This is a genomic window from Spirosoma pomorum (genome assembly GCF_054776615.1).
Map to the genome: position 1 here is coordinate 209114 of NZ_BAAHBP010000021.1, position 25814 is coordinate 234927.

A 25814-nucleotide genomic window follows, 5' to 3' on the forward strand; every position below is an offset into this window, starting at 1 on the left:
GTAGTCAAGAAGTTACGGACTAGAAACCCAGGTTCAGGCCCAACGTGTAGGACCGGGGCATGGGGTAAAAAGACGATTTCGTCGTGCCACCGCTTTCCGGATCGGTACCCGGCCAGTCGGTAAAAGTGTACAGGTTTTTGGCGCTCAGGAACAGCCGTAAATTCGTGGCACGGACCTTACTGACTAACTTAGAGGGGAAGTTATACGCCAGCGACACATCCTGAATGCGGACAAAATTCCGGCTTACGTAATAGTTGTGCCCCTGTGGGTTGGTATACACCAGCGATGGCCGGGTGTTCGACTTGTTATCGGCTGTCCACCAGCCCGCGTCGATCTGGTTCAGTGCCCGGCCCGGCGAGTTCTCACTACGAGTCGAGTTCGGATCAAGCAGGATAAAATCGGATATCCAGCCCTGCATGGCGTTCACGAAGACAGAAAGCGACAGATTGCCGTAGGTGAAGTTGTTCGTTACGCCCCAACGCACCTTAGGTTGCCCGCCCTGCCCAATGATCGTCCGATCATTGGTCGCGTCCAGCTTCCCGTCGCCATTCAAATCTTTCAGACGAACGAAACCGGGTTGCGCTCCGCTGGGGATCTGGTCGCCCTGCTGGTAAATGCCGTCGAACACGTAGTCATAATAAACGGTAACCGGTTGACCAATAAACCAGCGGTTGGCTAAGTCATCATCTTCTTTCCCGTCGCCGTTCGTGTCAGACTGGTACAAGTGAACAATCTTGTTCTTGTTGGCCGACAGGACGATGTTGCTACTCCACTCGAAGTTCTTTCGGCGCAGGTTGACCGTATTGAACGTCAGCTCAATCCCCCGGTTGTTGGTCGCTCCCAGGTTCGTCAGGACGCTGGTATAACCAGTCAGACTCGGCAAAGACCGCTGCACGATCAGGTTTTTCGTGTCGCTATTGTACACTTCGATCGTTCCACCCAGCCGTCCTTTAAACAGACTGAAATCGAGGGCGGCATTAGTCGTATACGTAGTTTCCCATTTCAGGTTTGAATTGGCCATCGACGCGGGGAAAATCCCAACCGACGTTGCGCCACCATCACCGTATACGTACTGCGTAATACCGGACAGGCTAAGCGACTGGTACGGCTGAATGGCCTGATTCCCAACGGCCCCGTACGAAAGTCGGAATTTTAGCAGATCAACGAATGAGGCTTTGCGCATGAATGATTCGTCCGACACAATCCAAGCCAGGGCCGCCGAGGGGAACGTAGCGTATTTGTTGTTGGCCGCGAACACCGAGCTGGCATCACGGCGGGCCGTCAGGGTCAGCAGGTAACGATCTTTGAACCGGTAGTTGAGCCGGGCCATTGAGGATATCCCATCAATTTGCGAAGCCGCCGACGTTGTTGTCTGCGTTCCGCCCAGCGTCAGGCTGTTCCAACCAAGGGCGTCCGAACTCAACTGGTTGGCGTTGGCCGTTGTCGACTCCGACTGCTGGTGATTACGTCCGTAAAGCAGCGTTACGTCAAAGCCATGATTCTGGTTGATCTGCTTGTTGTAAGTAACGATGTTCTCCAGCACCCAATCGAAACTCTCCTGGTTGTATTTGCTGGCGCTGGTCGTGTTGTTAGGCAGTCGACGATCCTGACGAGTAAAGTTATAGATATGATTCCAGCGGTAGTTGGGTGAGTAATTTACCCGGTACGAAAGCCCCTTAACGAACGGTACGGTCACCAGGCCGTAGAAATTACTGAATAGGTTGTTGTAGACCTCTTCATTCTTAGTCAGCAGTGCCGCCCGGATTGGGTTACCCGAAATCTGCTCCTCGGGTACGCTGTACTGCGTAGGTTCGCCGTCTGGGTATTTCCAGGTACCGTAGGGGCTGCTGTAATAAATGCTGGCCACGTCGGCCTCCCGGCCCGACAGATCACGCCGGACGAACGTAGCGTTCATACCCACTGACAACCAATTCGTCACCTGATTCTCAATGTTGGCCCGAACGGTTATCCGCTTTTGATTATCGTTGTAGATCACGCCTTTTTCGTCGGTGAAGGCGGCTGACAGGTAGTAATTGGTCGCGTCATTTCGGCCCGACAAGCTCAAATCATAGGAACCAATGCGGCCGGGTTGCGAAGCCGCTTCCCAGGGATCGAGGGTATTCCCCGCTTTGTAGTTGGCGGCCTCGGTCGTGGTCAGGTAGCTGGCTACGTTGGCCGGATCAGCCGCCAGACCGCTCTGCGCCCGGTAGTCCAGCGTTTTTTGCAGATACCGTTCAGGGCTAAGCAGTTTGACGGTGCGTCCAATTTCCGAAATGCCGCTGAAAGCATTCACTCGAAGGGTTGGCTTACGGGTTGTGCCGCGCTTTGACGTAATCAGGATAACCCCGTTGGCCGCCCGTGATCCATAAATTGCCGCAGCGCTGGCATCTTTCAGGACTTCCATCGATTCGATGTCGTTCGGATTGATGTCCGCCAGACTCCCGTTGAAGAAAATACCGTCCAGCACGATGAGTGGGTCGTTGCCACCACCCAACGAACGAGGTCCCCGGATCAGGATAGAACCGTTCTGCCCCGGACGCCCGCTGTCGGTAAACTGCACCCCCGCCACCCGGCCCCGCAGGGATTGCGTTACGTTCGTATTCGGCAGATTTTCCGTTTGCTTCATGTCGACTTTCGCCACCGAGCCCGTCACATTTCGCCGGGACTGCGAGCCATATCCGACAACCACCACTTCGCCCAACGTACGCGAATCCGACTCCAGAATTACATTGACCGAAGCCCGGTCACCAACTGTAACCTCCTGAGCGGCAAAGCCAACGGAACTGAACACCAGGACATCGCCCGGCCCATTGACGGCAATCGAGTAATTACCGTTTACGTCGGTGGTTGTTCCCTTCTGGGTTCCTTTCAGGAGAACATTAACCCCAGGCACCCCCTCCCCTTTTTCCTTGTCGGTTACCCGACCCTGGATGGTGATATCAGCCACTGACCAATTCCTGGCCAGTGACGAGTACGTGTGACTACTGCTAGGTGACGCTACAGCAGGTAGCAGGCCAGTGTATAGCCCGCCCAGGAGAAGTAATAAAGTGAGTATTCGTTTTTTCATGCGGGTACTTAATTTTAAAGTAGGAACAGACGTTACGGGACAACGGGAATTGAACACACCGATTCATTTTCAGCCAGTTTGTGGAGAGACTAAATTTGTACACTAGCCAATAGAATAGAACTGAAGCTTATGCGGGAAAGCGACTTTTTTCGCCTATAAGGGCTAACACAGTATAATGAATTTGATTTATTTTAGGACCTGACTAATACTATGTAAAGCTAATTGGTCAGTCCGTTTTTATGTTTACCAAATTCTACCAATTGATTGTACGAATTTATCATAATTGCTGGCCCGGTTCGAGTATCGCGTCAGTTGCTTGACTTTGGGGCTTATAGTAGACCAGGTCCGATCCTACTTTCCAGAGTCAATCGTTGTCTGCCCCATTTACAGCGCGTTCGCGTATAACGATTTAGTAAGTTGATCCACCGTGTTTAACAGCTTGTCCATCTCCGTACGCAGGTCTTTTGTAAGTAGTTCAACCTGACGACGGGTATACAGCGTAATGGGCAAACCTCGTTTTTGCAGCGCATATTTGGCAATCGTCGGGTAAGCCGAATGAACCAGATCCATGCTGTCGACCAGGAATTGTTGTACCTGAGCCACTTCCTCCTGCATATCCTCTTCGTTTACGTGATCACACAGCCAGACGAGTAGTTCTGGAAATATGTTTCCCTGAATGCACGACAGACCGGTTGCCCCGGCACGTAGCGACGAAACCGCATTGACCATATAGGCGTCGTATAAACCAAAATTATAGCCTTTGGCTACGTCCAGACGTCGCTTCACTTCCTGTTCATCCAGGCTGGTGTCTTTGTGGTAAATGAGCCGCCCGGTTGGCAGTAGTTGGGCCAGTATATCCGCACTGATCAACCGTTTGTACGGAGCTGGGCATTCGTACAGACCCAGCGGCACCCCCGGCGTCATCTCCATTAACGTACTCATGCGATCCAAAAACACTTGGTCGCTTTCTTCAGGCGAGGCAATCTGACCGGTAATAACGATGACGGCCTGAATACCGGTATCATATATACGTTTTACAAAATCAGCCTGTTTATCTACTGCCCCGCCAAACGTGCCAGTTGCCACGACTGGCATAATTCCGGCTGTCTGCCGAACGATTTGTCGGGTTGTAGCCAGCCGTTCCTCCTCCGTCAGTTCATACATCTCGCTGGACAGGCAGTTGGCGAATAAACCCGTGGCCCCTGCCTGCACATAGAAATCCGTAAGCTGATGCAGGACCTGATAATCGACTGCCCCGGTATCCGTAAAAGGCGTCAGCATAACGGGTACGAGACCGTAGGGTAATGGTTGCATGGTATTCACTGGTCCAGCCATAATTGGTAGAATAGGTATCGTTTTATGCGTAAAATCAAGCCTGTTGCTGCCGCTGGTTTCGACGAATTGTATCGCTCACGATGGGGGCTTTACTACCAGATAGTCTGGTCAGCAGCAGCCCTGCCAAAAAGATCGTCAGTGTGCCGATGACCATGATCATGTTCTGATGAAATGGGCTCCGAAAGGCAGCCATTTCCTCCGGTATATAGGCAGAAAAGGTCATCCAGAGGATAACGACCAACCCGATGATTGTTGCCGTGAGTGCTTCCGGTCCTTTCGTCGAGCGGGAAATAATGCCGAGCAAGAACAGGCCGAGCATACCGCTGGCGAAAATGCCGGACAATAACCACCAGACATCCAGGATGCTTTTGATGCCGATCATGGCGATACCAGTTGCCATACCTAATAAGCCAAACCCAACGGTTGCTCTGTATAATATCTGCAATGCTTGGCCGGATGTTGTTTTCGGCTTGCCGTAGCGTTGGTAGATATCTACCAGAAAAATGGTTGCCGAAGCATTCATGCTGGAACTGATCGTACTCATAGCCGCAGCCATAATAGCCGCGACGATCAGACCCAGTAAACCTGTCGGTACGTTGTGTACCATGAAGTGAGGCATAATCTTGTCCCCGACATCCGACACCGACAGGGTACTGGCCAGCCTGGTTATGGCTTCGGGATTCTGATTGGGTAAGCGTTCGCTGGCTACTTGGTAGCGAACCTCATTGAGCAAGTCAGGATGAACCTGGTAATAAGCATACAAGCAACTGCCCAGTATGAAAAAAACCAGCGAAACCGGTACGTACAGATACACACACAGCCAGATCGAGCGGGAGGCTTCTCTGGCCGATGTTGTGGTGTGATACCTCTGGACGTAATTCTGGTCCATGCCGAAGTTGTTCAGATTGATGAAAAAGCCGTAGAGCAGCACCACCCAGAACGTAGCGCTGGTGAAGTCAGGACTAAAACCACCCAGGCTGAACTTGTTGTCAGTAATGCCGATGGACAAAATACGGCTGGCACCCCCATCCACATGGGAAACAACCAGCCAGAGTATTAGTAGGGCTCCCGCCGTTTTAATAATTCCCTGCGCTACTTCCGTCCAGATGACGGCCTCCATGCCACCCATTACCGTGTAGATAATAATACAGATACCTACCACAACCATAATGGAGACCATGGAATAACTGGTCAACGCTTGCAGCGTCAGGGCAATCCCGAAAAAGATCGACCCCATCCGCGCCAGTTGCGTCAACAGAAAGCAAACAACGGCGTAGGTTCGGGCCCACGGACCAAACCGGTTTTCGAGGTGCGAATAGGCAGATACTTCACCGGTATTCCGGTAGAAAGGAACAAAATACCGGGCGGCCACCCACGCGGCCAGAGGCATCGATAAGCTAAAGACAAACGCGTTCCAGTTACCACCAAACGCTTTTCCCGGTACACCCAGAAAGGTGTTGCTGCTCAGAAAGGTAGCATAAAGCGATATGCCGATCGCCCAGCCCGGAATTTTTCCCGAAGCCGTCGTAAACTGATCCGCGTCTTTATTCTTCCGGGAGAAATAAATACCCACCAGAATCATGCTGATCAAATACAGCAGGATAATTGACAGATCGGCAACGGGAAGTGAGTTCATAAAGGTTCGTCGGTTAAGGAATTGCCAAGCTACTGATACCAAGCATAAGGAACTTCATGAATTTCTGGGAAAGCCAAATCAGACGGGCAGATTCGGTCAATTTTCACGTCCGTTTCCGCTGAGTGCCGGGCACCAGTGGCTACGTACGCTGAATGCTATTAATCCAGCATTTCTACGTTTAATGATCCTATAATTTATAGGAATGAAGAACATCAGTTGCATTCTCATTCAATACATGCGACTTATCTAAGAGGTAACCTTTAACTGTGTATTTGTACAATATCGCAATAATTTTTACTTTTATTGGCAAAATTAGCGTTTGAAACGTCTCCGCTAGTATTGGCAATTTGCCAATTAGTGTACGATTTTATCATATCTCCTCACAGCTGATGAAGCCTCATTTCCACAAAGTGCCGGTTCCGTCACAGGATTCGTTCCGTATTTCCCACGACGTAAAGCCCAACTTTGGCACGGTATGGCATTACCATCCTGAATTGGAGCTTCACTATGTCGTACGGGGAGAAGGTGTGCGCTTTGTTGGAGATAACATCAGTAACTTCTCGGCGGGAGAGATTTTGCTTCTGGGAGAAAACCTACCGCATACCTGGCGGTGCAATCAGGAGTACTTTCGGGAGAAATCTGATTTACAGGTCGAAGCGATTTTGATCCAGTTTCGCCCCGACTGCCTGGGGCGGGATTTTTTGAATCTGGATGAGGTGCATGCCATCCGCATGATCTACGAGAAAGCCCGGCAGGGTCTTTTAATTCACGGGAAAACCAATCAGAAATTAGCCCATCTGATGCGTTCTGCCCTAACGGCGAATCCGCTCCAACGACTGATTACCCTGTTGTCAATTCTGGACGTAATTATACAATCCGACGAGCTGGAGACCATTACGTCGGCCAAGGCATTTTACCAGTCGAACGAACTGGAAACTGTTCGCCTGAATAACATCTGTAGCTATACCCTCGCGAAGTACGCCCAGCCCATCACGCTCGAAGAGATTGCTGCCGTGGCCAACCTAAGCGTTACGTCCTTCTGCCGCTACTTCAAGCTAATGACCCACAAAACCTATCATGATTTCCTAACAGAAATTCGGATTAGTCACGCGAGTCGGGCGTTCATCGAAAACAAGATGACGACCGAAGAAATCTGTTTTGAGAGCGGTTTTAATAACCTCTCTAACTTTTACCGCAATTTCAAGCGAATCAAAGGGGTTACTCCCCTGGAATACAAGTCCCGCTTCGTGCAGTAAATCAAAGTGCCAGGTTACCGAACCTCGTTTGGAGTTTTTGGCAACCTGGCACTTCTGTTAGTTTACTACGCCTAATTCAGCGGTTCAGCTTTGTAGCCCGCCTTGTCGATTGCCTGTTTTACCGTTTCAACGGTGGCATTTTCAGTGGTCAGCACCTTATTAGGCGATTGCGTGTCAACCTGCCAGTTCCCCTCCCCCACGGCTTCATTCAGAAAGGGCGTTACGGTTGCGACGCAGGCCCCGCATTTTATGTTGGTCTTGAATTGTACGGTTTTCATGGTCAATTGATTTTAATCCGCCTATCGGCGCAAAGTTCACGCTGGAGCGACAATATCGATTTACAGAATTGTCGGAATAACAACATTTCAACGGGGCGGGTTTCACCACCCAAAGCTGGTCGTGCTACAGAAAGTAAATCGAATAGGATAAAAGAGCTGGCTTTTATAACCGAACGAGGATATATAGTCACATTGTCTACAACCCTATTAACAAAGGTTACCGGGGTTGTTACTTAACTTGTTCGCCACAGGAAATTTTTTCAATTTTGCATATGTTGTCCATATACTCTCCTACCTGTAAGGTCAGGAATGAGTTCAATGAAGGACAATTTACCTGCCTATTGAAATGACTTCTGAACACGTTAAGTGCCTGATTATCGGCTCCGGCCCTGCGGGTTATACAGCGGCTATTTACGCTGCCCGGGCTAATATGAATCCCGTTTTGTACCAGGGTGGTCAACCCGGCGGTCAATTAACCATCACAACTGAAGTAGACAATTTTCCGGGTTATCCGGATGGGGTTCAAGGACCGCAGATGATGCAGGACCTCGAAAGTCAGGCGCGCCGGTTCGGCACCGATATTCGTTACGGTCTGGTTACTCAAGTCGACTTCGCGGAGAATCCAACCCGGGATAATCCTCATCGCGCTATCGTTGATGACAATCACGAAATCACCGCTGATGCGATTATCATCTCGACGGGCGCATCAGCCAAGTGGCTGGGCCTCCCGTCCGAAATGCGGCTGAACGGTCTGGGCGTATCAGCCTGCGCCGTCTGTGACGGTTTCTTCTTCCGCAATCAGGAGGTAGCCATCGTTGGGGCGGGCGACACCGCTGCTGAAGAAGCCAGCTACCTGGCCAACCTCTGTAAGAAAGTGTACATGCTCGTTCGTCGCGATGAAATGCGGGCGTCGCGCTTCATGCAACAACGCGTAAAAACGGCTCCTAATATCGAAGTCCTGTACAATACCGAGACAGAGGAAATCCTGGGTGACGAAGCGGTAACGGGTGTTCGCATAAAAAATACGGTAACGGGCGACGAATCCGTTTTAGACGTAACTGGCTTCTTTGTCGCCATCGGCCACAAGCCAAATACGGATATTTTCAAGGCATACGTCGACCTGGATGAGCACGGCTACATCATCACCGAAAAAGGTAGTACCCGCACTAATGTTCCGGGCGTGTTTGCCTGCGGTGATGCGCAGGATAACATCTATCGTCAGGCCATTACCGCAGCCGGAACCGGCTGTATGGCGGCTCTTGACGCTGAGCGTTACCTGGTTATGTTTGAAATGCAGGGCGAAGAAGTTGCTCTTTAACCGATTAATCCCCGTTCCCGCACAGCGACCAGAACTAGTCGCTGTGCGGGAACGTAAAATTATTTTTTCGCTATCGATGAGAAAAACCGCTATACAGTGGCTGATCGCTATCGGGTGTCTCGGAATCACCCTGACAGCACAGGCACAGGAGCGCGGGCGATTTAAAAAGAACCTGCGTATTACCCCCAAAAACCAACCGAACTCTCAGGTCTTCGAACAGCCGCAAAAAGCGGAAGACCCGTTTGATCAGGAAATGGCTCCGCTACAGTTTAACAACCAGTTCGAGCCGAAAAAAGAACTTAACCCGGTCGTTAGCGAAGATACCAGCAAGATCGATCAGGGCGAAACCAGTGTCGTTGAAGTAATTGATTCCGTTTTAATTGGTAATGAATGGGTGAAAGCGGCTGACTACTACGCCGTCTGGGATTCCCGTACCATTGACCCCTACAACATTAATCCGCTGGAATTCAACGAAGCGATCGATATCAAGCTGTACGATCCACCCGCGAACCGGTACTGGGCTCCTCCGCTCAACGAAGGCAAACTAACGTCGAACTTCGGCTTCCGCTGGGGGCGATGGCATACGGGAGCCGACCTTGATCTCGAAACCGGTGACCCAATCTATTCCGCTTTTGACGGGATTGTTCGGGTAGTTGGCTGGAACGGCGATGGCTACGGTCGCTACGTGCTGGTCCGGCATTACAACGGCCTCGAAACGCTGTACGGTCACATGTCGAAGCAGACGGTCGAGTCGGGTCAGTACGTCAAAGCGGGTGATCAGTTAGGACTGGGGGGTAGCACGGGCCGTAGTTCGGGGCCGCACCTTCATTTTGAGACCCGGTATGAAGGCAACCCATTCAGTCCGCTGAATATCTACACCTTCCCGGAGAATACGATTAATTCTGATCATTTCCTGCTAACCAGCAACGTCTGGGATTACCTGCGTGGTGGCCGTTCCTCGTCGGACGGCGGCTCCCGCCCTCGTCTCAAACGTACGGTATTGCACCGGGTTCGCTCCGGCGAAACGCTCAGTTCTATCGCCAGCCGCTATGGCATGTCGGTGTCAGCCCTGACGCGTAAGAACCATATTTCGTCCCGGTCCAGACTACGGCCTGGTCAGAAACTGCGGGTGAATTAGTTGACGCCTACCTTAAAGCAAAAAGCTGCTGCGAATCATCGCAGCAGCTTTTTGCGTATATACGTGGCCTCGGGCAGCTTTATTTAGTCACTGTGAAGGCGGCAATCCCTTCAAATGATTTGATCCGTTCGGAACGGGGTCCCTGCCGTTTGGCGAAAACGTAAAGCGTGTTATTTCCTCTTGGAACCGTCGGTAAGGTCAGCCGATAAGCGTCGCCCGTACGTTGTACCTGGACTGGCACATTGGTTGCTCTCGATCCGCCGACGCTACTGACCGAACACATAAACTCGACATCTCCTTCATTCTTCAACGTTAAAGAGAGATCATCATCGGCCTCCAATAAGCCGGTTTGGGGAAAACTCGGATTAAAGCCCAATCGAAAGTACGCGTCGTATACTTTAGGAAACTGATCGAACTGCGCCTTTGTAAACGGTTTATTAAGCAACTGCCAGTTAGATTCCAGCGGAAAATGATTGACCACAAAGGCCGTCGGCTCCGTCAGGAAGTAAAAATCGTTGGGCTGTACTGTTCCCGATGGACCTGGTTTCGCTGTTGTCTGCGCCCAGGCAATATCGACCAGATACCAGTCACCATCAAGTTTAACGGCGTTCCACTCGTGGTCCATCTGCCGGATCGGCCGCCCCGCTTCGCTATCGTTGGTGCGGGAGTAGCCTTTGATGTTAGCGACCTCAATCCCAGCCTCTTTCAGCAGCAGTTTGTACAACAGCGCAAAGCCAGTACAGACGGCTTTGCGATTGCTCAGCACCCGATTGGTATATTCCAGCTCGGACGAGTAACGCCGACCGCTGTAAGCCGTCATGTCGTAGCTGATGTGCGACGTAATCCAGGTATACACCGAGCGGGCTTTAGCAAGATCAGTACGGGCGGGCGACGTCAGGTAAGCGCTCAGCGTACGCAGATTCCGAGTAGCCGATTCGGGTGTATTACGAGCGTACGTATCGATCGTACCGTAATCGATTTCAACGAACTTGGACGGGCGGGGAATCTCCTGTTCACCAGCAGGAAACGTAAAAGCAGTAGCGAATGCAACTAATAAGAAGGCCAGGACAGGTCTGGCTACACACATACGTATGGTTCCGGTTTGTCTCACACTAAGATAACACAAACGCTCACTTTTTTATTGCTGATTATAGGATTATGTTTTGTTGAAAGCACCCCTCTAACCCGCTGACACAAGCAGTCCCCGCAACGATCGGTCGTTGCGGGGACTGAAGAAAGAATGTATATACAAACTAGTTACGCTTGCTCATTTCGTCACGGATTTTGGCGGCCCGCTCGTACTCTTCGTTGCCCAGCGCGTCGTCGAGCATCCGTTGTAGCTCTTCGGCAGAAGCATTCTTCAACTGATCACCGAACGAGCGAGTTGACGGGCGATTCGAGGATTTAACCAGTTCCTCCTGCTCGTCTTCCTCTTCACTGCCGCTGGCCGTAATACCAGCTTCCGACAGGATGGACTCGTTCGTGTAGATCGGTACGTCGAAGCGGATACCAATAGCAATGGCGTCCGATGGGCGCGCATCGATGTTGCTTTCCCGAACGCCGTCGAAGCAAACGATCTTAGCGAAGAAAATGCCTTCCCGCAATTCAGAGATAATAATCTCCCGGACCGTGAATTTGAACTGTTCAGCAAACTGCTTAAACAGATCATGCGTCATGGGGCGGTTTGGAACAATTTTTTCGATTTCAATGGCAATGGCCTGAGCCTCAAACATGCCAATAATGATCGGTAACCGCCGATTACCGTATTCTTCACCCAGTACCAGCGCGAACGAGCCGGATTGCGATTGACTGGGGGAAAGGCCCAATATCTCTAGTTTAATCTTATCCACAGCGCAAATTTAACGGTTTGGGAGTTTGATTGTTCGTCAGGCTGCCTGTTTTATCAACCAATAAGCAAACTCCCAAACGAATCAACCTCAAAGGGCCTGCACCGCCTTCGTCAACCGGGGCAATACGTCGAACACGTCGCCAACGATGCCGTAGTCCGCCGACTTGAAAAATGGCGCGTCAGGGTCCTTGTTGATAACAACAATTACCTTCGAGGAGTTTACGCCCGCCAGATGTTGAATAGCACCGGAAATACCACAGGCTATGTACAGATTTGGGCTGATTTTCAAGCCAGTCTGGCCAACGTGTTCAGAATGAGGGCGCCAGTCCAGATCAGACACGGGTTTCGAGCAAGCGGTTGCTGCGTGCAGGGCTTTAGCCAGATCTTCGACCGCGCCCCAGTTTTCCGGTCCTTTTAAACCGCGACCCGCCGAAACAACCAGATCCGCTTCGGGCAGGAGAATATCGCCGGATGATTTTTCGGTACTTTTTACGGAGATTGCAAAATCACCGTCGTTCAGCGAAGGGGCAAAGTTTTCGACCGATGCCGTTGCCTCCGTTTCTTCGGGCGTGATCGTATTTTTCTTGATTGCCACAATCTTCACATCGGCTTTCAATTCATTGTACGCGAACGCTTTGCCGGTGTAAATACTACTTTTCACCCGGAAGCCGCTCGATAAGTCAGGCAGCTCAATTACGTTAGCCGCTAAACCGGCCTTGAGTTTACCGGCCAGTCGGGCGGTCATGGCATCGGCCAGCGATGATTTGGCCAGTACGATTACTTTGCTACCTTCCTGCTGCGCGGCTGCGGCTACTACGGTAGCGTAGGCCATACCATTAGGCTCGTTCAGCTTGCTGTCGGCTGCGTGTAGCACCTTCGTGGCACCAAAGCGGCCAGCGGTAGCGAGTTCGCTGTCATCGGCGGCACCGGCCACAATGGCGGTGGCCGACGTACCCAGCATTTCGGCGACTTTCGCTCCGTAAAAAATAGCTTCCTGTGACGATTTTTTGAGCTTGCCTTCGTCTAATTCGGCAAATATGAGAACGGACATACGTCTGAATGTTTAAAATGGGAAAACGTGGGGATTAGATAACTTTCGCTTCGGTATGGAGGAGCTGGATGAGCGTTTCGGCTTCTTCTGCCTTGATCATCTTAACGGCACCCCGTGGCGCGGGCAGTTCATAACTGGCAACGGTTGTAAGCTTATCCGTGCCAACGGGCTCTACCACCTTGAGCGGTTTAGTCCGGGCCGACATAATCCCCCGCATATTCGGAATTTTCCACTCGGCAATAGGCTCCTGGCATCCCAGCACCAGCGGTAGTTTGGCCTCCAGTTCTTCCTTACCGCCTTCGATCTCACGGGTAATCTTGGCGGTATTGCCGTCCAGGTCAAGTGTCATAACGGGTGAGATCGACGGTACACCCAGCATCTCGCCCACAATGCCGTGCACCTGTCCTCCATTATAATCAATGGACTCCCGGCCCATCAGGACCAGATCGTAGGTGGTTTCTTTCGCAAGCGCAGCAATCTGCTCCGCGACAAAATAAGCATCGGTTGGTTCGGCATTGACCCGGATGGCATCGTCAGCCCCAATGGCCAGACACTTCCGGATGACGGGTTCGGCATCGGCTTCGCCCACATTCAGGACGGTAATCGTAGCACCGGTTTTTTCTTTTAGTTCAACAGCCCGCGCTAACGCATAATCGTCGTAAGGACCCGTAATGAACGTAACACCCGCTTTATTCAACTTGGTGTTATTGTCCGTAAACGTAATCTTGGTGGTGGTGTCGGGCACACTCGTCACACACACTAAAATTTTCATCGGCTATGTGGTTTTAGTTCGCGGAAATTGGTTTGTTACGACCAACTTTACGCCGTAAAAGTACAAACTGTCGCCAAAGAAAGTATGCATGCATACTATTTTTTTAGCTGAATGAATAACGAACGCATCCAACAATTAATTCGATTTGTCCAGGAAGACTCGGGCGATCCGTTTAACCACTACGCGCTGGCCGTGGAATACATGACCGACCAGCCCGCCCAGGCCCAGCCCTATTTTGACGAGCTGCTGACGAATCACCCGGATTACTTACCGACCTATTACCACGCAGCCGCGCTCTACGCCAATCTGGGTGAGCACGAAAAGGCGAATGCCCTCTACGACAAGGGTATCAACTTGGCGCGGACGCTGGGAAAGCAAAAAACGCTGCTCGAATTACAACGGGCCAAACAGGCGCTGGCCGACGAGAACGAAGACTGGTGAGTAAGCTTATCGACGTTTCTTCCGCTGCTTCACTAATTCCTGCTCAAAAATCAAAGGGACAGTGGCCTGTTCCGGTATCGTGTACGTAATGGCCAGAAAACGGGCATCGGGCACTTTGGTAAGATATACTAAGCCCCGTACCGTTTCGCCGGGAGCCAGTGTGTGCTGACGTAACGCCAGTTCACGCCAGCGGTATTCCTCATAATCGTACCGCTGCATCCGGTTGGCGAACGTACTATGGTCGACAGCCCGCTTGATGGCAATACCTTCGTAGGCGACACCATGACTCAGGCGGTTACTGGCGTATTCACCGTAGGAACGACTCCGACTGGAGCTGGAAACGTCGGACGCAATCGTCGCTACCATCAGGACCGTATTGATGATTTTAGCCCGCTTCAGTCGCTTCTCCTCCTGCTTCCGCTTGTTGACCAGACGCCCTGCTTCGTAAGCCGGATCGGCCGCCGAACGAGTCAGCGCCAGCGCCGTATTTCGCGGGTCAGATAACGTATCCTGACGACTATCCAGGGCCGTAAACTGAAAATCAGCCGGATTTACATCAATCGAAGCTTGAGAGAGATTCTTGATCTCCACGTCCAGCGTAACGAATTCCTCGTCTTCCCGCTCGAACGACGCGACGATGCCAATCCCGTTCTGGTCGACCCGGGTAACCGAGCGTCCGTCGATCAGGGCTACGTTCCCGGAGACAGGCTTGAGCTGATAGGCGGTGACTTTAGGAGTGCAGTTACTAACGAGTGTAGCGACAATACCTAAAGCAACAATCGGCGAAAAGCGTAAAAATCGTTTCATTGTCAGTTCGTTAGCGTTGGTGCGTATTCGTAACAAAGATAGGCAATGGCAATTCCCAAGGAAAAGCATCTGAGTATGCGGCCCTACTGGAACGCCAGCCAGACATTCCAGCCACCCAGTAAGGCCGTAACGAGTACCACCAGCCCCATGGCCAGATTCTGCGCGGTGGAATTACAGTAGTTACCCAATAAAGATCGGTTGTTAACGGCAATGAATAGAAAGATAGTGACGAACGGAAGTAGGATGCCGTTAATGGCCTGTACGGCCACGATGACAGGAATGGGGGTTATGTTCAGTAGGCCAAACACGAGTCCGGTGGCCAGCACCACCATCCAGATAGCGCGATACGCGGTGGTGTTTTTTTGAATGCCCAGCAGACTGCTCCCCGTTATGGCCGCAGCCAGCGGGGCCGTCAGCGACGACGCAAATCCGGCGGCAAACAACCCAAACGCAAACAACGACCCCGCCCAGGCACCCAGCCGCTGGCTCAATACATCAGCCATGTGGACGTACGAAAAATCGTTCGGAATGAGCAATCCCGCCAGCAGCAGCACGACGGAAATAATTCCTCCCAGCACGACCGCCACCCAGATTCCCAGCCGCATTTCGCTCAGACTCTGCCCCGGTACGATACTCGACCCGAAAAACAGATTGTAGGGCACAATGGTCGTACCAATGAGCCCGTTGATCAGCAAAAGCGATCCGGATGGAAGACCGGGTACGATGAGCGCTTTGGTCAGTTCGGGCAGCGTAACGGGCGTACCGAAAGCCACGTACACGAAGGCAGCTCCCATGGCAAAGACGACCAGACCGAGCATATTGGCCAGCCCCTGCGTTGATCCAATCCACAACAGAGCCGCACAGAGAACGCCGAGCCCAACGGTTAGCGTCGGTGCGGACAATCCGGTTAATAACGCTAGGCCCGCTACGGCTCCCAGAATATTGCCCGCCTGATAAGCAGCACAGCCGAGAAAAATAGCCCCGAATAACGACCAGGCAACCACTTTCCCTCGTTGCCCGGTGTACGTCTGCGTGATCACCTGCCCCAGATCCTGTCCGGTAGCGATGGTGATCCGGGCCGCGGCTTCCTGCAACCAAACGGTCCCCAGCGTAGCGAATGTCAGTACCCATAAGAGTTGAAGACCGTACTGCGACCCAGCAATGGCGCAGGACGTAACAGAACCGGGTCCGATGAAGGCCGCTGAGATAACCGACCAGAACAGAACACTGCCGAGACCGGCACGGAGCGAAAGCGATTTGGGCATTCGTTTGTGGGGAGCGTGGTAAACGTGCGCTGCAAACTACCCAAAAACACCATACAATGCACCAAAAGCAAACGTCGCCTGGCAAGTTGCCAGGCGACGTTTTTCACTTTGCGGATTAGTAAGAAGCCTACGAGAGGTACTTCCGCAGCATCCAAGCGTGTTTTTCGTGCTCTTCCATCAGACCCGTCAGGAAGTCAGCCGTACCGGCGTCGTTGAGTTTTTCGTCCGTAGTCTCTACGTCTTCGCGCAGTTCGCGGATGATTTGCTCATGGTCAGCCAGCAGACGCTTGAACATTTCGGGCGTGTCAATGTGCCCGTCGTGATCTTCCTTCAGGCTGGCCTCGGCCAGAAAGTCTTTCATCGTCGCTACCGGACGACCGCCAAGCTGCCGAACGCGTTCGGCCACCAGGTCAATTTCTTCTTCAAGCGCTGTATACTGTTCCTCAAAGAATTCGTGGTATTCCTTAAAGCTTGGCCCGGCTACATCCCAGTGGAATTTGCGAGTCTTGATATATAGTACGTGAAGATCAGCTAAAAAGGCATTTAACAGGTCGTTGTCCTTCTTCAGTACGTCTTCGGAAAGACCAATGTTGGGTTTTAAAGCCATAACGAGAGTTATTAATGAATAATACGTTTGAGCAAAGCCGTTTGCTTCGTTGTGTCTTCAACCAACGGATTGATGGCTTTGTTTTTCCGGGTGTGAATATTGGAAATGGTCTAAACACAGATTTCTCAAACCGTCAGAATGATCTTTCCAATGTGCTCGCTGCTTTCCATCAACTCCTGCGCCTTGGCCGCTTCCGTTAGTGGAAATGTTCGGTAAATGATGGGCTTCAATCGACCGTCGGTAAGCAGGGGCCACACGCGTTGTTCCACTCCAGCCGTCAGCGAAGCTTTGAACTCATCGCTTCGGGGTTTTAGCGTACTACCCGTGATAGTTAATCGTTTCTGCATCAGCGTTGGAATGTGTAGCTGCGCTTTGGCTCCCTGCATTGAGTTGATATAGGTCAGGCGGCCGTCGGTATTCAACAGTCGTACGTTCTTAGGAAGGTACTCCCCGCCAACCATATCCAGGATGACGTCAATACCAGCCTCCTTCAGTACGGCTTCAAAATCGTCAGTTTTGTAGTTGATACACTTCTCTGCGCCCAGTTCCTCACAAAACTGACATTTTTCGTCGGTGCCAGCGGTCGCATAAACGAGCGAACCAAACGCTTTTGCCAGTTGAATAGCGGTTACGCCAATGCCACTACTACCGCCATGGACCAGAAACTTTTCGCCGGGTTGCAGCCGCGCCAGTTGAAACACCGTCGACCAGACCGTCAGGACAGTTTCCGGCAATGAGGCCGCTTCAACAAAGGACATAGTATCCGGAATGGGCAGACAGTGCCGTTCATCGACAGCCACTAACTCGGCATAACCACCTTCTTTGATGAGGGCGCACACGCGATCGCCCGCTTTCCAGCGACTGGCATTGGCACCGGCGTATTCTACCGTTCCGGCTACTTCCAGCCCTGGTATCTGCCCAGCAGGATCGACACCGTATCCACCTTGCCGCAGCATAACGTCGCTTCGATTCACCCCTGCCGCCCGAACGCGAATCAGCACCTGACCGGGCTGGAGTTCGGGGTTGGGCTTGTCCTGACATTGTAACACGTGGCTCGCGCCCGACTCGGTGATGACAATTGCTTTCATGGGAACATAACCAGCGGAATCACCTTCCGGCTGCTGCCAGCGTCAGATTTTACGAGTCAATCGAACAAAAACAACCGTCAAATGGTCCTTATCCGTACCACCTACTCCCAAAACCGGATGAATGCTCCTTTTTCCGTCGCCGATGCCACAGCGGCCGTTCGCAAGCAACTGATTGCCTTATTGACTGGCAGCCAGGCCCACCAGTCGTTCGACGACGCGATTAAAAATCTCCCTGCTGACTTGCGAGGAGTAAAACCGGACAATCTGCCCTACAGCATTTGGCAATTGGTTGACCATATCCGGATTGCGCAGGAAGATATTCTGGAGTTTTCGCAAGACCCCAGCTACGAATCTCCCTCCTGGCCGGATGGCTACTGGCCGAGAGAAGCCGTCCCCGCCGACGATGCTGCCTGGGACAAGTCCGTAGCTCAGATTCGAGCTGACCGGGATGCGTTCGTGGCTTTGCTGAACGATCCGGAACGGGATTTATACGAACCGTTCGCCCACGGCGACGGGCAGAACCTGTTACGAGAGGCCCTGCTCATTGCCGATCACACAGCCTATCACGTGGGCGAAATCATTCTTTTACGTCGCCTGCTGAATGCCTGGCCCGCGTAGGGTGGACCGCATAAGGTGGTCTCTTAGTAATCCTTACGTCAGCGTTTGTACTGGCATTGTGCCTGATCGGCCTCGACGTAATATTTCTTATAGTTGAGCGCCTTCGGGTCCATGCAGCCTTTCAGGTTGAGCAGCTCGACGTTTTTGAAATCAATCGCGTGGCTTTCGCTTTGCAAAGCGATGTAGCCCTCGCGTAACGGAGTCCCGTCTTTCTTGATCCAGTAGTCAGGATTAGCGACCTGTCCTTTAGCCCAGTCATAATCCTGGCTGACGTATCCACCCCCAATCTGAGCCTTTTCGTAAGCCAGCACCGTTTTTCCGTCGATGACGTGCCGGATCGAGTCGCCCAGCACAACAACCTCAACCGTTACCCATTGATCGCCGTCATACGTCTTCGACTCCGAATCGATGCAGTGAGCCGTGTTGAGTTTCCCTTCCATGTACACTTGTGTGCCGGGCGTACATAGATTGGCCGTTGCGCGCGGTCCCGTTCCTAAACCGCCGAGCGTCTGTACTTCCAGCGATACAGGAAATGCCTGTTTCAGGCCCATACTCTGCGCCGATTGAGAATGGATCATGACGCCACTATTACGTACGTTCCAGGAGTCGCCACCTGGCACCTGATTTCCCTGAAATCGGTACGTAAAACGCAGGATGTAGTGCGAAAATGGCTTGTTGTAATAAAGGTGCCCGTATCTTCCGTCGAACGTTTTGTACTGATCATAAGCAATACGTAACATGCCATCTTCCACCCGAAACGTATTACCTACGTTGTCGTTGAGCGGGTAGCCCGCAATTTTGACGTCCCAGCCAGTCAGATCTTTACCATTGAACAGGGGTAACCAATCCTCTTTTGATTGCCCCAATACAGTATTAACCAAGGCAAAAAACAGAAGCAGGCAGGAAGCGAGAAATTTCATGAAGCGCAAAACGAATTGGTGGAAACTTCTCAAAGAAGCCTCTCAGGCCAGGAATCTACCCCCAAACGAATCGTTGATCACCATTTTGTTGCCGTGTTTGTACGACCGTACTCTATCTTTACTGCCCATTCATTCCACCGGGTTCATGCGATCCGTTCGTACGTTACTCACCGAAAGGACTGTTCAAACCGGTACGTTGTTTTCCTTAGTCAAGCACGTAGTAATGCATACTGATGCTCGACTAGCGCTCCTCCTCGGATGATTGGGACAATAGAAAAATGAAGCAATCGAATTCTGTTATTATACCAGCCGGTCTTCTTTACGCGGCTCTTTGGGCCTCAGCCTCCGTTGCAACGAAGTACGGTGTGCAGTCGGTTCATCCCCTTATTCTGGCGAATACGCGTTTTTTTATTGCCGGTATCGGTATGCTACTGTTTGTTTATGGTATTCAACGCACTAAAAATGCCTGGCCCAGAGGCAAACAGTGGGGTCAGCTAACGCTATTCGCCCTCCTCAACACGACGATCTACCTGGGAACATTTGTGCTGGCACTGAAACAGGTGTCCGCCGGGATTGGTAGTCTATCGACCGCCACTAACCCGCTGTTTATTACGTTGCTGTCGGCTTTGTGGCTGCGCCGGATGCCGCGCTGGACAGAGCTGGGCGGATTGCTCTTGGGGCTAACCGGTGTCGGTATCGCCACCTACCCGCTGTTGCAGACGAGTTACGCCACACTGGAAGGTTTACTAATTCTGCTGGGCGGGATGATTTCCGTGTCGGCTGCCACAGTGTATTACGCCCGGGTCGACTGGCAGTTGCCGACGTTAGCCATTAACGGCTGGCAGGTCCTACTCGGTGGCCTGTTACTCCTCCCCTTTACGCTTACGTTTGCCGATTTCACCTCAGCGCAGTACGACACTCGCTTCTGGCTATCCGTTTTCTGGCTGATTATTCCCGTATCGGTAGCCGCCCTTCAGCTCTGGTTTTTCCTGGTACGGCTGGACCCCATCCGGGCTTCGCTCTGGTTATTTCTTTGCCCTATTTTCGGTTTTATCTACGCTTATCTGTTATTAGATGAGCCCATTACCCTCTACACGCTTTCAGGCACCGGTCTGGTCATTTGCGGGCTGTGGCTAGGCCGAAAAGTCTAGCACCGTACCGTTGCTACAGCCAGCCGATTCCGTAGGAGCGAACCAGCCAACAGGTTCGCTCGCGGCACGACCAATGCAGCCCAAATCCCCCCTGGCGTCACGCGAGCTGACAGAGCGATAAAGAAAGCCGATGGTTGAACGCCTGAAGCCGGGCTAGGTGCCGATCATATATAGCAAGCGCGCGTTGATGCCCCCCAACGATAGAACACCGAAGTTCTTCGTTTTGCAAGGTATGCTTGGTATACGTTATCAGGTCTTCGAGCTGACTAATGGAAGCCAGCGTCTGGTTGATCTGCTGTTCATTCTTCGAGAGCGACAACTCGAGCAGTTCCCGCCGAACTTGATGGAGCACAACATAAGTAGACCGCCGTCGGGTCTGCTTAGGGGCTACTGTTGAGCCTGTCCGCACTGGCCGCTCGACATCAGCGCGCAACAACAAACCGATTAGCGCCGTTTGCTCGGCCGGGGTGGCTTCACCGATTACCTCACTGGCCACTGCGTAGACGTACTGCTCAAAAAGAGCGTTGAAATCTGGGTTCATGGGAAACGGTTTTTTTGAAAAGGAAAATACCCAATTGATCCATCTGTGTTTAGCCTAGTTTAGCCCCGCTAACTGATTTATTAACAACTGGGCCTGCTGATTGAGCTGATGCAGTCGACGGGTATGAGTAGCTAGTTGGCTGTTCACGGGATGAGCGTTCGGGCCTGCGGAATCCAGATCCCGTAGTAGACTGACAAGCTCGGACTCCATGCGATCAAGCAGTTGACCCAGCGCGCTGGCTAAAGACGGAGGCAGGTCACGCGCTGGTAACGAAGGAATTGGCTTAGTGCGCCGGGTTAAATAACCAGAAAGCGTTTGGTAGTTAGCCCGAAAAAGGTTGCTTTCCGTGATCCATACATCAAGAATAGCGCTGGAGCAAGGGTTGGGCGACGTACCAGAGCCCTGCTCGGATGAATGCATATCCATAAGTATCTATAGCGACTTAGCCGGGTAAGCGTTAACAAAGTAAGCATTAGTTTATATAGATAAACGACTGACAACGAGCATTATTAAGAAAACTGTCCGCCCGGTAGGCAAAAGCAGCCCAGTACCGGCCCCTACTCAACGCCCTCCTACTCTTTGGCGTAGGTAGGTCATACGTAGACACCGTTAACTCACAACCGCCCGACAGCGTACATCATAACCCGCGATTACGGGTTGAACTAGCAACTAAGATTTTTTCCCTGCACGGCTATGCTATTTGTGGTAACGATCCAAAATCCGGCGGGGGAAAACCGCCCATTCTCGATCTGGCTGGACCAGTTGGAGACCGGGCTGGACATGGTGACCAGACTGGGAGAGTCGGGCAAGCTGCTGGGGGAGGTAAGTATCGTCGATGATACTAGCCGGATAAGCCTGCCCGTCAGCCTTTTTGACGGAACCAGCTTTACCCCCCTCCTCCAGCAACTTCAGACCCAATGGCAACAAATTCTTACCCGGCCGCTGGCAGGTAGTGTTTCAGATACAGACTGGCTACGCCAGCGCCTGGCCGCTGGCGAGCGACAGCTGGCCCGGCAGCACTCAATGATTGCCCGGCTGGAAACATTACGGGTGAGCGTGGGCCGACTGGGTGGTTTCGACGCGGACAAACAGGCACTAGCGCAACAATATCAGGCCGCCCGTACCAGTTGCCAAACCCAGTTGCTGATGACCATGCTATTGCAAAACCGGTTACAGACGATGGTCGTCGTCTAATAGTAACCGACAAATAAGTCCGTAGCTCAGATACGCTGGACGTATGTCAAGGTTTAGGAAGGAATCAGCGGTGTAATTGGAGTCTGTTACAAAATCGGTAAAGATAGCTGTGAAGCCTGTCCCGCGTATCTTTGGAATGCATAGCAACCGGTCAACTTGGGTGAGTATACTGCCCGTGCCGGCCTGCCAAAATTGGACGAGCTGGCGGTAGTTTTATTCTATTTTTGCGATGCGTAGGGCTGCTTGGCCAAGCCAGCATAACCCATCATCCTCCTATATTTTTTACCCGCGAATGAACCTAAAATCTATACTTCTCACGGGAGTAGCTGCCTTGTTTTTTCATTGTTCAGTACAGGGACAAAAGACGGATATCATGCTGTTGGGTTCCGATCACCTTGCCCAACTCTATAAAAGTAGTAACCCTAACACGGATGTTTTACTACCGCGTCAACAAGGCGAGCTTGCCGCGTTTGCGAAACTAATTCTCCCCTACCAACCCGACATGATCATGGTGGAGGTGTTACCCGAAAGGCAATCGCAAATCGATAGTTTGTATAATCTATACGTTCAGAACAAACTGCAACTTGAACGGCTTGAAGATGGCCGAAGTGAGGTCTATCAGCTGGCTTTCCGGCTGGCCAAACAACTTGGTCTCACCAAAGTACATTGCGTTAACGCGCCGGGTGGCACTTCGCAAGGCATTCTGGACAACGGCGAAAACATCAACTTATACAAAGAAGAAGGAATGACCCTACGAGCCATGGTCGTTGACAAAGTGAACGCCTTACAGGGAGATAGGTTGTCGCTGAAAGATTACCTGATTTTTATTAATCAGCCCGCGACCTATTCCAAAATATACCGGTTGCGTTACATTACGCCCGCCAAGGTAATTAACGGAACCTTCAAAAATCCGGATGCGATGGTGGACACGGCCTTTATCAACCCTAAATACATCGGCGCTGAGCTAATCTCTATTTTTAAAAACAGAGATTACAAAATCTACTCCAACATCGTTACCGCTCAGCTGAAAACCGGAGCGAAACGGGCGCTACTACTCATCGGCGCTGCGCACCTGGGCTCACTCAACAGCATTTTCCGGGACGATACGGACTATAACGTAGTGAATCCCACTTCGTATCTTCAGCGGTGATCGACGATAGTACATCGCCCCAGGTAGTTAACAACTCGACCTTTCAATGCTTTAGCATGGCTGGCGGTAGCATCACCAGCCATTCGAAAACATCGTAGCTTACACCTTGAAAAAGTACGTCCCTAGGCCGTAGTTCAACCTTTAGTACGTAACGGCTGGTATCACCTGGGGCGTGGGCGTTGGCTGTGAGGGAGCAAGCGTGCGCTCGCGGGTAGGTAACTGAGGGGCCTGGGCTGGTTGGGGCTTGTTTGACATGAGGGAGTAGTAACTTGCGTTTATCGTAAAGTTACTTGTTGACAATAAATCTTGCTCGCGCCATAGCGCATTTTATGATTTACTGACTGCTTATTTTCGTAAGTGGTTAGTAGGTAACCCTAAAATCGCTTGATACGGCCCGTATCAGGCGATTTTAGGGTTACCTACTCTTGCGTATTTCATCTATCTCCACAGGGTAATAGACTCTCGACTAGTCCTATCACTCACCTATCAACAAACTGACGATCTCTTTACTTCCTGGTCCTGGAGCATCTTGGTGAACTAGTCTTCCAGCCTGGTCAAACAATAAATACCTTGGGATTGCTTTTATATTGAGTTCTTTCAGAAAATTAGCGGCTGCAGTGTTTATCACCCGATAGTTGTGTTCATACCCGTCCAGATTTTCAGCCAAAGAAGCCCTTTTCCATTTATCTGAATCACCATCAAGAGACAGGTATAGAATAACAACGTTTTTACGTCTGGTCAGTTGTGCCAACTTTTTTGATGAAGGCATTGTCGCTCTACAGGGAGCGCACCAGCTCGCCCAGAAATCGATGTAGATTCGTTTGCCTTTCGATTGACGGATAATATCCTTCAGAGAAAGGACATTATTGATGTTATCGTACAATTTTACGTCGTCTTTTAGTTGGCTGTATTTCTTGGCGCTGAACAAGTATTTCTCTTCTAGAATAGCATTCAGTCTCGCGTCCTTGTACTGACTCTTGAATAAGTCAAAACGTTTTTCTGTCTCTCTGAAAGACTCGCCCCAATTGACCATAGCCACCAAACTTAAATACCGGACATATTTGCTTAAACTATCACTAAAAAAACGGCTTGATGAGTCATAGGCAACTTTATAATCTTTGTATTGCCTGGATCTGGAAAACTCCGATTTGCCCGTAAAAGCAGAGTTATTCAGATAGGTGTAGATATACGTTTTTCCATAAGGGTTCTTTAGCAGGTCATTGTTGATAAACTTGGCAGAACGAAGCAACTGTAGAGCACTATCGGAGCGGGCAATTGCATATAACTCCTGTAGACGAGCGAAAAGTATAGCCTGCTCCTTATAAAGGAGCGTATTCACTAACTCTTCTGATGTTCCATTTTTTAGGCTTTTTAAAAAGTTGGCTGATTTATTGAAATCCTCAAGCTGCCAGTGTACCAGTTGATTAAGCGCTGCTTTATTGGTGGCAATAGCCTTTCGATTTACAGATACAGGATGCGTAGTAAACCTTTGGTAATCGTTAATCCCTTCCAGGGGCGCTGAGTTACGGTCTACTTCGAAAAACAACCTTTTTAAGGAGTCAATGCGATTAACTGACTTTGTTTGTTTCGCTTTAAAGTTATAAAACTTGGCCAGTACGTTGCGTTTAAGTATATCGTCTCGAGGAGCAAAGGCGGTTATTGAACGGGCAGTAGCTTCCAGGCGAATTGTATCACCTTGAGCCACGAGCAGCGTATCCAACTCCGTATTTTTATGGCTGTAATAGATGTACGCGTAAGGCTTTACTGGTAGCTGTAACGTATCAATTCGGCTGGTTGAAATTCTAGCGGCATCGTTTATGTTATAGTAATTTTCGTCCGTAAAAACTTGAACAGGATAAGGAGACGCATTTTTAATTAAAACGATCACATGCTTAACGGAAGACTTAAAAGCCTTTTCAGTAGCTATTTTTTTATCGGTAGTGCAACTCGAAAGCAATACCAGGCTAAAAAATAGTGCGACTACGTTCTTCATTCCTCAGGCTTGTTTTTAGGCAACCGTGAATAGGCTTTTATTTCATACGTCTGGGACGTCTCCTTCAAAGGAAAGACCCCGCCTTAAATTACCGATCCTAAACAAATAAATTGTTTGCAGGGCACTAGTAGAATTACTCTCATACTGGATTCTTCTTATCGCTCAGAAACCTGCATTTTCTCCAGCTAACCTACTTGCAGTAGCGATATTCTATAAAAATAAGTACGTCATTTAACAACAAACAGGGATGTCTTTTTCAAACAGGATAGCTTAGAGCGTGTTTTGGAATTAGATTTGGCTTGATGGCTGTATTCGTTGTAACATAATCTGAATGTTGGC

Annotated in this window: 24 protein-coding genes; 8 read left to right on the forward strand and 16 right to left on the reverse strand. The window is 50.9% G+C overall.

Annotation, left to right across the window (positions count from 1 at the left end):
• Positions 1-19: 19 nt before the first annotated feature.
• The 3 genes from ACYVAD_RS12470 to ACYVAD_RS12480 all read right to left on the reverse strand — a co-directional run bounded on the left by ACYVAD_RS12470 (position 20) and on the right by ACYVAD_RS12480 (position 6038).
• Entirely contained in the window at positions 20-3067 is a 3048-nt protein-coding gene (locus ACYVAD_RS12470) for a SusC/RagA family TonB-linked outer membrane protein (protein WP_461139824.1), read from the reverse strand.
• A 384-nt stretch (positions 3068-3451) separates the two neighbouring features.
• Positions 3452-4381, reverse strand: a complete 930-nt coding sequence (locus tag ACYVAD_RS12475; RefSeq protein ID WP_461139825.1) for a dihydrodipicolinate synthase family protein — start codon at positions 4379-4381, stop codon at positions 3452-3454.
• A gap of 55 nt (positions 4382-4436) precedes the next feature.
• A complete protein-coding gene (locus ACYVAD_RS12480; RefSeq protein ID WP_461139826.1) occupies positions 4437-6038 on the reverse strand; it encodes a sodium:solute symporter family protein in 1602 nt (533 codons plus the stop codon).
• Between the two features lie 389 nt (positions 6039-6427).
• On the opposite strand from ACYVAD_RS12480, the gene ACYVAD_RS12485 reads away from it, so the two are divergent.
• Entirely contained in the window at positions 6428-7294 is an 867-nt protein-coding gene (locus tag ACYVAD_RS12485) for an AraC family transcriptional regulator (protein WP_461139827.1), read from the forward strand.
• Between the two features lie 71 nt (positions 7295-7365).
• Here ACYVAD_RS12485 and ACYVAD_RS12490 read toward each other — a convergent pair whose 3' ends face one another.
• A complete protein-coding gene (locus ACYVAD_RS12490) occupies positions 7366-7572 on the reverse strand; it encodes a heavy-metal-associated domain-containing protein (RefSeq protein WP_461139828.1) in 207 nt (68 codons plus the stop codon).
• 346 nt (positions 7573-7918) lie between these two features.
• On the opposite strand from ACYVAD_RS12490, the gene trxB reads away from it, so the two are divergent.
• Both trxB and ACYVAD_RS12500 read left to right on the forward strand, forming a co-directional pair.
• Positions 7919-8890, forward strand: a complete 972-nt coding sequence (trxB, locus tag ACYVAD_RS12495) for a thioredoxin-disulfide reductase (protein WP_461139829.1) — start codon at positions 7919-7921, stop codon at positions 8888-8890.
• Between the two features lie 76 nt (positions 8891-8966).
• Positions 8967-10028 (forward strand): peptidoglycan DD-metalloendopeptidase family protein, encoded by a 1062-nt coding sequence (locus tag ACYVAD_RS12500; RefSeq protein ID WP_461139830.1) that lies wholly within the window; start codon positions 8967-8969, stop codon positions 10026-10028.
• 79 nt (positions 10029-10107) lie between these two features.
• Here ACYVAD_RS12500 and ACYVAD_RS12505 read toward each other — a convergent pair whose 3' ends face one another.
• The 4 genes from ACYVAD_RS12505 to ACYVAD_RS12520 all read right to left on the reverse strand — a co-directional run bounded on the left by ACYVAD_RS12505 (position 10108) and on the right by ACYVAD_RS12520 (position 13700).
• The gene (locus ACYVAD_RS12505) at positions 10108-11115 is read right to left on the reverse strand and encodes a transglutaminase domain-containing protein (RefSeq protein WP_461139831.1); all 1008 of its coding nucleotides are present in this window, start codon (positions 11113-11115) and stop codon (positions 10108-10110) included.
• Positions 11116-11281: 166 nt separating this feature from the next.
• Positions 11282-11878: a bifunctional nuclease family protein gene (locus tag ACYVAD_RS12510; protein ID WP_461139832.1), complete on the reverse strand. Its 597-nt coding sequence runs from the start codon at positions 11876-11878 to the stop codon at positions 11282-11284.
• Positions 11879-11965: 87 nt separating this feature from the next.
• Entirely contained in the window at positions 11966-12928 is a 963-nt protein-coding gene (locus tag ACYVAD_RS12515) for an electron transfer flavoprotein subunit alpha/FixB family protein (RefSeq protein ID WP_461139833.1), read from the reverse strand.
• A 34-nt stretch (positions 12929-12962) separates the two neighbouring features.
• On the reverse strand, positions 12963-13700 hold the full coding sequence (locus ACYVAD_RS12520; protein WP_461139834.1) for an electron transfer flavoprotein subunit beta/FixA family protein: 738 nt from the start codon (positions 13698-13700) through the stop codon (positions 12963-12965).
• Between the two features lie 111 nt (positions 13701-13811).
• On the opposite strand from ACYVAD_RS12520, the gene ACYVAD_RS12525 reads away from it, so the two are divergent.
• A complete protein-coding gene (locus tag ACYVAD_RS12525; RefSeq protein WP_461139835.1) occupies positions 13812-14141 on the forward strand; it encodes a tetratricopeptide repeat protein in 330 nt (109 codons plus the stop codon).
• 6 nt (positions 14142-14147) lie between these two features.
• On the opposite strand, the gene ACYVAD_RS12530 is transcribed toward ACYVAD_RS12525, so the two are convergent.
• The 4 genes from ACYVAD_RS12530 to ACYVAD_RS12545 form a co-directional block, all read right to left on the reverse strand.
• Positions 14148-14948: a hypothetical protein gene (locus ACYVAD_RS12530; protein ID WP_461139836.1), complete on the reverse strand. Its 801-nt coding sequence runs from the start codon at positions 14946-14948 to the stop codon at positions 14148-14150.
• 83 nt (positions 14949-15031) lie between these two features.
• On the reverse strand, positions 15032-16213 hold the full coding sequence (locus ACYVAD_RS12535) for an NRAMP family divalent metal transporter (RefSeq protein WP_461139837.1): 1182 nt from the start codon (positions 16211-16213) through the stop codon (positions 15032-15034).
• A gap of 127 nt (positions 16214-16340) precedes the next feature.
• Entirely contained in the window at positions 16341-16820 is a 480-nt protein-coding gene (locus ACYVAD_RS12540) for a Dps family protein (protein WP_461139838.1), read from the reverse strand.
• Between the two features lie 125 nt (positions 16821-16945).
• Positions 16946-17908 (reverse strand): NAD(P)H-quinone oxidoreductase, encoded by a 963-nt coding sequence (locus ACYVAD_RS12545; RefSeq protein ID WP_461139839.1) that lies wholly within the window; start codon positions 17906-17908, stop codon positions 16946-16948.
• Between the two features lie 81 nt (positions 17909-17989).
• Here ACYVAD_RS12545 and ACYVAD_RS12550 point away from each other — a divergent pair, with 81 nt between their 5' ends.
• Positions 17990-18526 (forward strand): DinB family protein, encoded by a 537-nt coding sequence (locus ACYVAD_RS12550; RefSeq protein WP_461139840.1) that lies wholly within the window; start codon positions 17990-17992, stop codon positions 18524-18526.
• A 38-nt stretch (positions 18527-18564) separates the two neighbouring features.
• Here the strand turns inward: ACYVAD_RS12550 and ACYVAD_RS12555 are convergent, their stop codons facing one another.
• Complete coding sequence (locus ACYVAD_RS12555; protein WP_461139841.1) at positions 18565-19446, reverse strand: 3-keto-disaccharide hydrolase; 882 nt, start codon at positions 19444-19446, stop codon at positions 18565-18567.
• A gap of 278 nt (positions 19447-19724) precedes the next feature.
• Between ACYVAD_RS12555 and ACYVAD_RS12560 the strand changes: the two genes are divergently transcribed.
• The gene (locus ACYVAD_RS12560) at positions 19725-20597 is read left to right on the forward strand and encodes a DMT family transporter (RefSeq protein ID WP_461139842.1); all 873 of its coding nucleotides are present in this window, start codon (positions 19725-19727) and stop codon (positions 20595-20597) included.
• A 97-nt stretch (positions 20598-20694) separates the two neighbouring features.
• On the opposite strand, the gene ACYVAD_RS12565 is transcribed toward ACYVAD_RS12560, so the two are convergent.
• Both ACYVAD_RS12565 and ACYVAD_RS12570 read right to left on the reverse strand, forming a co-directional pair.
• Positions 20695-21138 carry a hypothetical protein gene (locus tag ACYVAD_RS12565; protein WP_461139843.1) on the reverse strand — a complete coding sequence of 148 codons (444 nt, stop codon included), beginning with the start codon at positions 21136-21138 and terminating at the stop codon, positions 20695-20697.
• 54 nt (positions 21139-21192) lie between these two features.
• The gene (locus ACYVAD_RS12570; RefSeq protein WP_461139844.1) at positions 21193-21558 is read right to left on the reverse strand and encodes a hypothetical protein; all 366 of its coding nucleotides are present in this window, start codon (positions 21556-21558) and stop codon (positions 21193-21195) included.
• Positions 21559-21831: 273 nt separating this feature from the next.
• Between ACYVAD_RS12570 and ACYVAD_RS12575 the strand changes: the two genes are divergently transcribed.
• The gene (locus ACYVAD_RS12575) at positions 21832-22332 is read left to right on the forward strand and encodes a hypothetical protein (protein ID WP_461139845.1); all 501 of its coding nucleotides are present in this window, start codon (positions 21832-21834) and stop codon (positions 22330-22332) included.
• Positions 22333-22624: 292 nt separating this feature from the next.
• On the forward strand, positions 22625-23482 hold the full coding sequence (locus ACYVAD_RS12580; RefSeq protein ID WP_461139846.1) for a DUF5694 domain-containing protein: 858 nt from the start codon (positions 22625-22627) through the stop codon (positions 23480-23482).
• A gap of 475 nt (positions 23483-23957) precedes the next feature.
• On the opposite strand, the gene ACYVAD_RS12585 is transcribed toward ACYVAD_RS12580, so the two are convergent.
• Positions 23958-25475 carry a TlpA family protein disulfide reductase gene (locus ACYVAD_RS12585; protein ID WP_461139847.1) on the reverse strand — a complete coding sequence of 506 codons (1518 nt, stop codon included), beginning with the start codon at positions 25473-25475 and terminating at the stop codon, positions 23958-23960.
• Between the last annotated feature and the right edge of the window lie 339 nt (positions 25476-25814).

What these genes read in the sequence shown, in the direction of transcription:
- ACYVAD_RS12535 (WP_461139837.1), bottom strand. Translation starts at nt 16,213, where the DNA reads ATGCCCAAATCGCTTTCGCTCCGTGCCGGTCTCGGCAGTGTTCTGTTC.
- ACYVAD_RS12490 (WP_461139828.1), bottom strand. Translation starts at nt 7,572, where the DNA reads ATGAAAACCGTACAATTCAAGACCAACATAAAATGCGGGGCCTGCGTC.
- ACYVAD_RS12520 (WP_461139834.1), bottom strand. Translation starts at nt 13,700, where the DNA reads ATGAAAATTTTAGTGTGTGTGACGAGTGTGCCCGACACCACCACCAAG.
- trxB (WP_461139829.1), top strand. Translation starts at nt 7,919, where the DNA reads ATGACTTCTGAACACGTTAAGTGCCTGATTATCGGCTCCGGCCCTGCG.
- ACYVAD_RS12485 (WP_461139827.1), top strand. Translation starts at nt 6,428, where the DNA reads ATGAAGCCTCATTTCCACAAAGTGCCGGTTCCGTCACAGGATTCGTTC.
- ACYVAD_RS12515 (WP_461139833.1), bottom strand. Translation starts at nt 12,928, where the DNA reads ATGTCCGTTCTCATATTTGCCGAATTAGACGAAGGCAAGCTCAAAAAA.
- ACYVAD_RS12475 (WP_461139825.1), bottom strand. Translation starts at nt 4,381, where the DNA reads ATGCAACCATTACCCTACGGTCTCGTACCCGTTATGCTGACGCCTTTT.
- ACYVAD_RS12545 (WP_461139839.1), bottom strand. Translation starts at nt 17,908, where the DNA reads ATGAAAGCAATTGTCATCACCGAGTCGGGCGCGAGCCACGTGTTACAA.
- ACYVAD_RS12530 (WP_461139836.1), bottom strand. Translation starts at nt 14,948, where the DNA reads ATGAAACGATTTTTACGCTTTTCGCCGATTGTTGCTTTAGGTATTGTC.
- ACYVAD_RS12540 (WP_461139838.1), bottom strand. Translation starts at nt 16,820, where the DNA reads ATGGCTTTAAAACCCAACATTGGTCTTTCCGAAGACGTACTGAAGAAG.
- ACYVAD_RS12565 (WP_461139843.1), bottom strand. Translation starts at nt 21,138, where the DNA reads ATGAACCCAGATTTCAACGCTCTTTTTGAGCAGTACGTCTACGCAGTG.
- ACYVAD_RS12500 (WP_461139830.1), top strand. Translation starts at nt 8,967, where the DNA reads ATGAGAAAAACCGCTATACAGTGGCTGATCGCTATCGGGTGTCTCGGA.
- ACYVAD_RS12575 (WP_461139845.1), top strand. Translation starts at nt 21,832, where the DNA reads ATGCTATTTGTGGTAACGATCCAAAATCCGGCGGGGGAAAACCGCCCA.
- ACYVAD_RS12550 (WP_461139840.1), top strand. Translation starts at nt 17,990, where the DNA reads ATGGTCCTTATCCGTACCACCTACTCCCAAAACCGGATGAATGCTCCT.
- ACYVAD_RS12570 (WP_461139844.1), bottom strand. Translation starts at nt 21,558, where the DNA reads ATGCATTCATCCGAGCAGGGCTCTGGTACGTCGCCCAACCCTTGCTCC.
- ACYVAD_RS12480 (WP_461139826.1), bottom strand. Translation starts at nt 6,038, where the DNA reads ATGAACTCACTTCCCGTTGCCGATCTGTCAATTATCCTGCTGTATTTG.
- ACYVAD_RS12525 (WP_461139835.1), top strand. Translation starts at nt 13,812, where the DNA reads ATGAATAACGAACGCATCCAACAATTAATTCGATTTGTCCAGGAAGAC.
- ACYVAD_RS12560 (WP_461139842.1), top strand. Translation starts at nt 19,725, where the DNA reads ATGAAGCAATCGAATTCTGTTATTATACCAGCCGGTCTTCTTTACGCG.
- ACYVAD_RS12585 (WP_461139847.1), bottom strand. Translation starts at nt 25,475, where the DNA reads ATGAAGAACGTAGTCGCACTATTTTTTAGCCTGGTATTGCTTTCGAGT.
- ACYVAD_RS12470 (WP_461139824.1), bottom strand. Translation starts at nt 3,067, where the DNA reads ATGAAAAAACGAATACTCACTTTATTACTTCTCCTGGGCGGGCTATAC.
- ACYVAD_RS12580 (WP_461139846.1), top strand. Translation starts at nt 22,625, where the DNA reads ATGAACCTAAAATCTATACTTCTCACGGGAGTAGCTGCCTTGTTTTTT.
- ACYVAD_RS12505 (WP_461139831.1), bottom strand. Translation starts at nt 11,115, where the DNA reads ATGTGTGTAGCCAGACCTGTCCTGGCCTTCTTATTAGTTGCATTCGCT.
- ACYVAD_RS12555 (WP_461139841.1), bottom strand. Translation starts at nt 19,446, where the DNA reads ATGAAATTTCTCGCTTCCTGCCTGCTTCTGTTTTTTGCCTTGGTTAAT.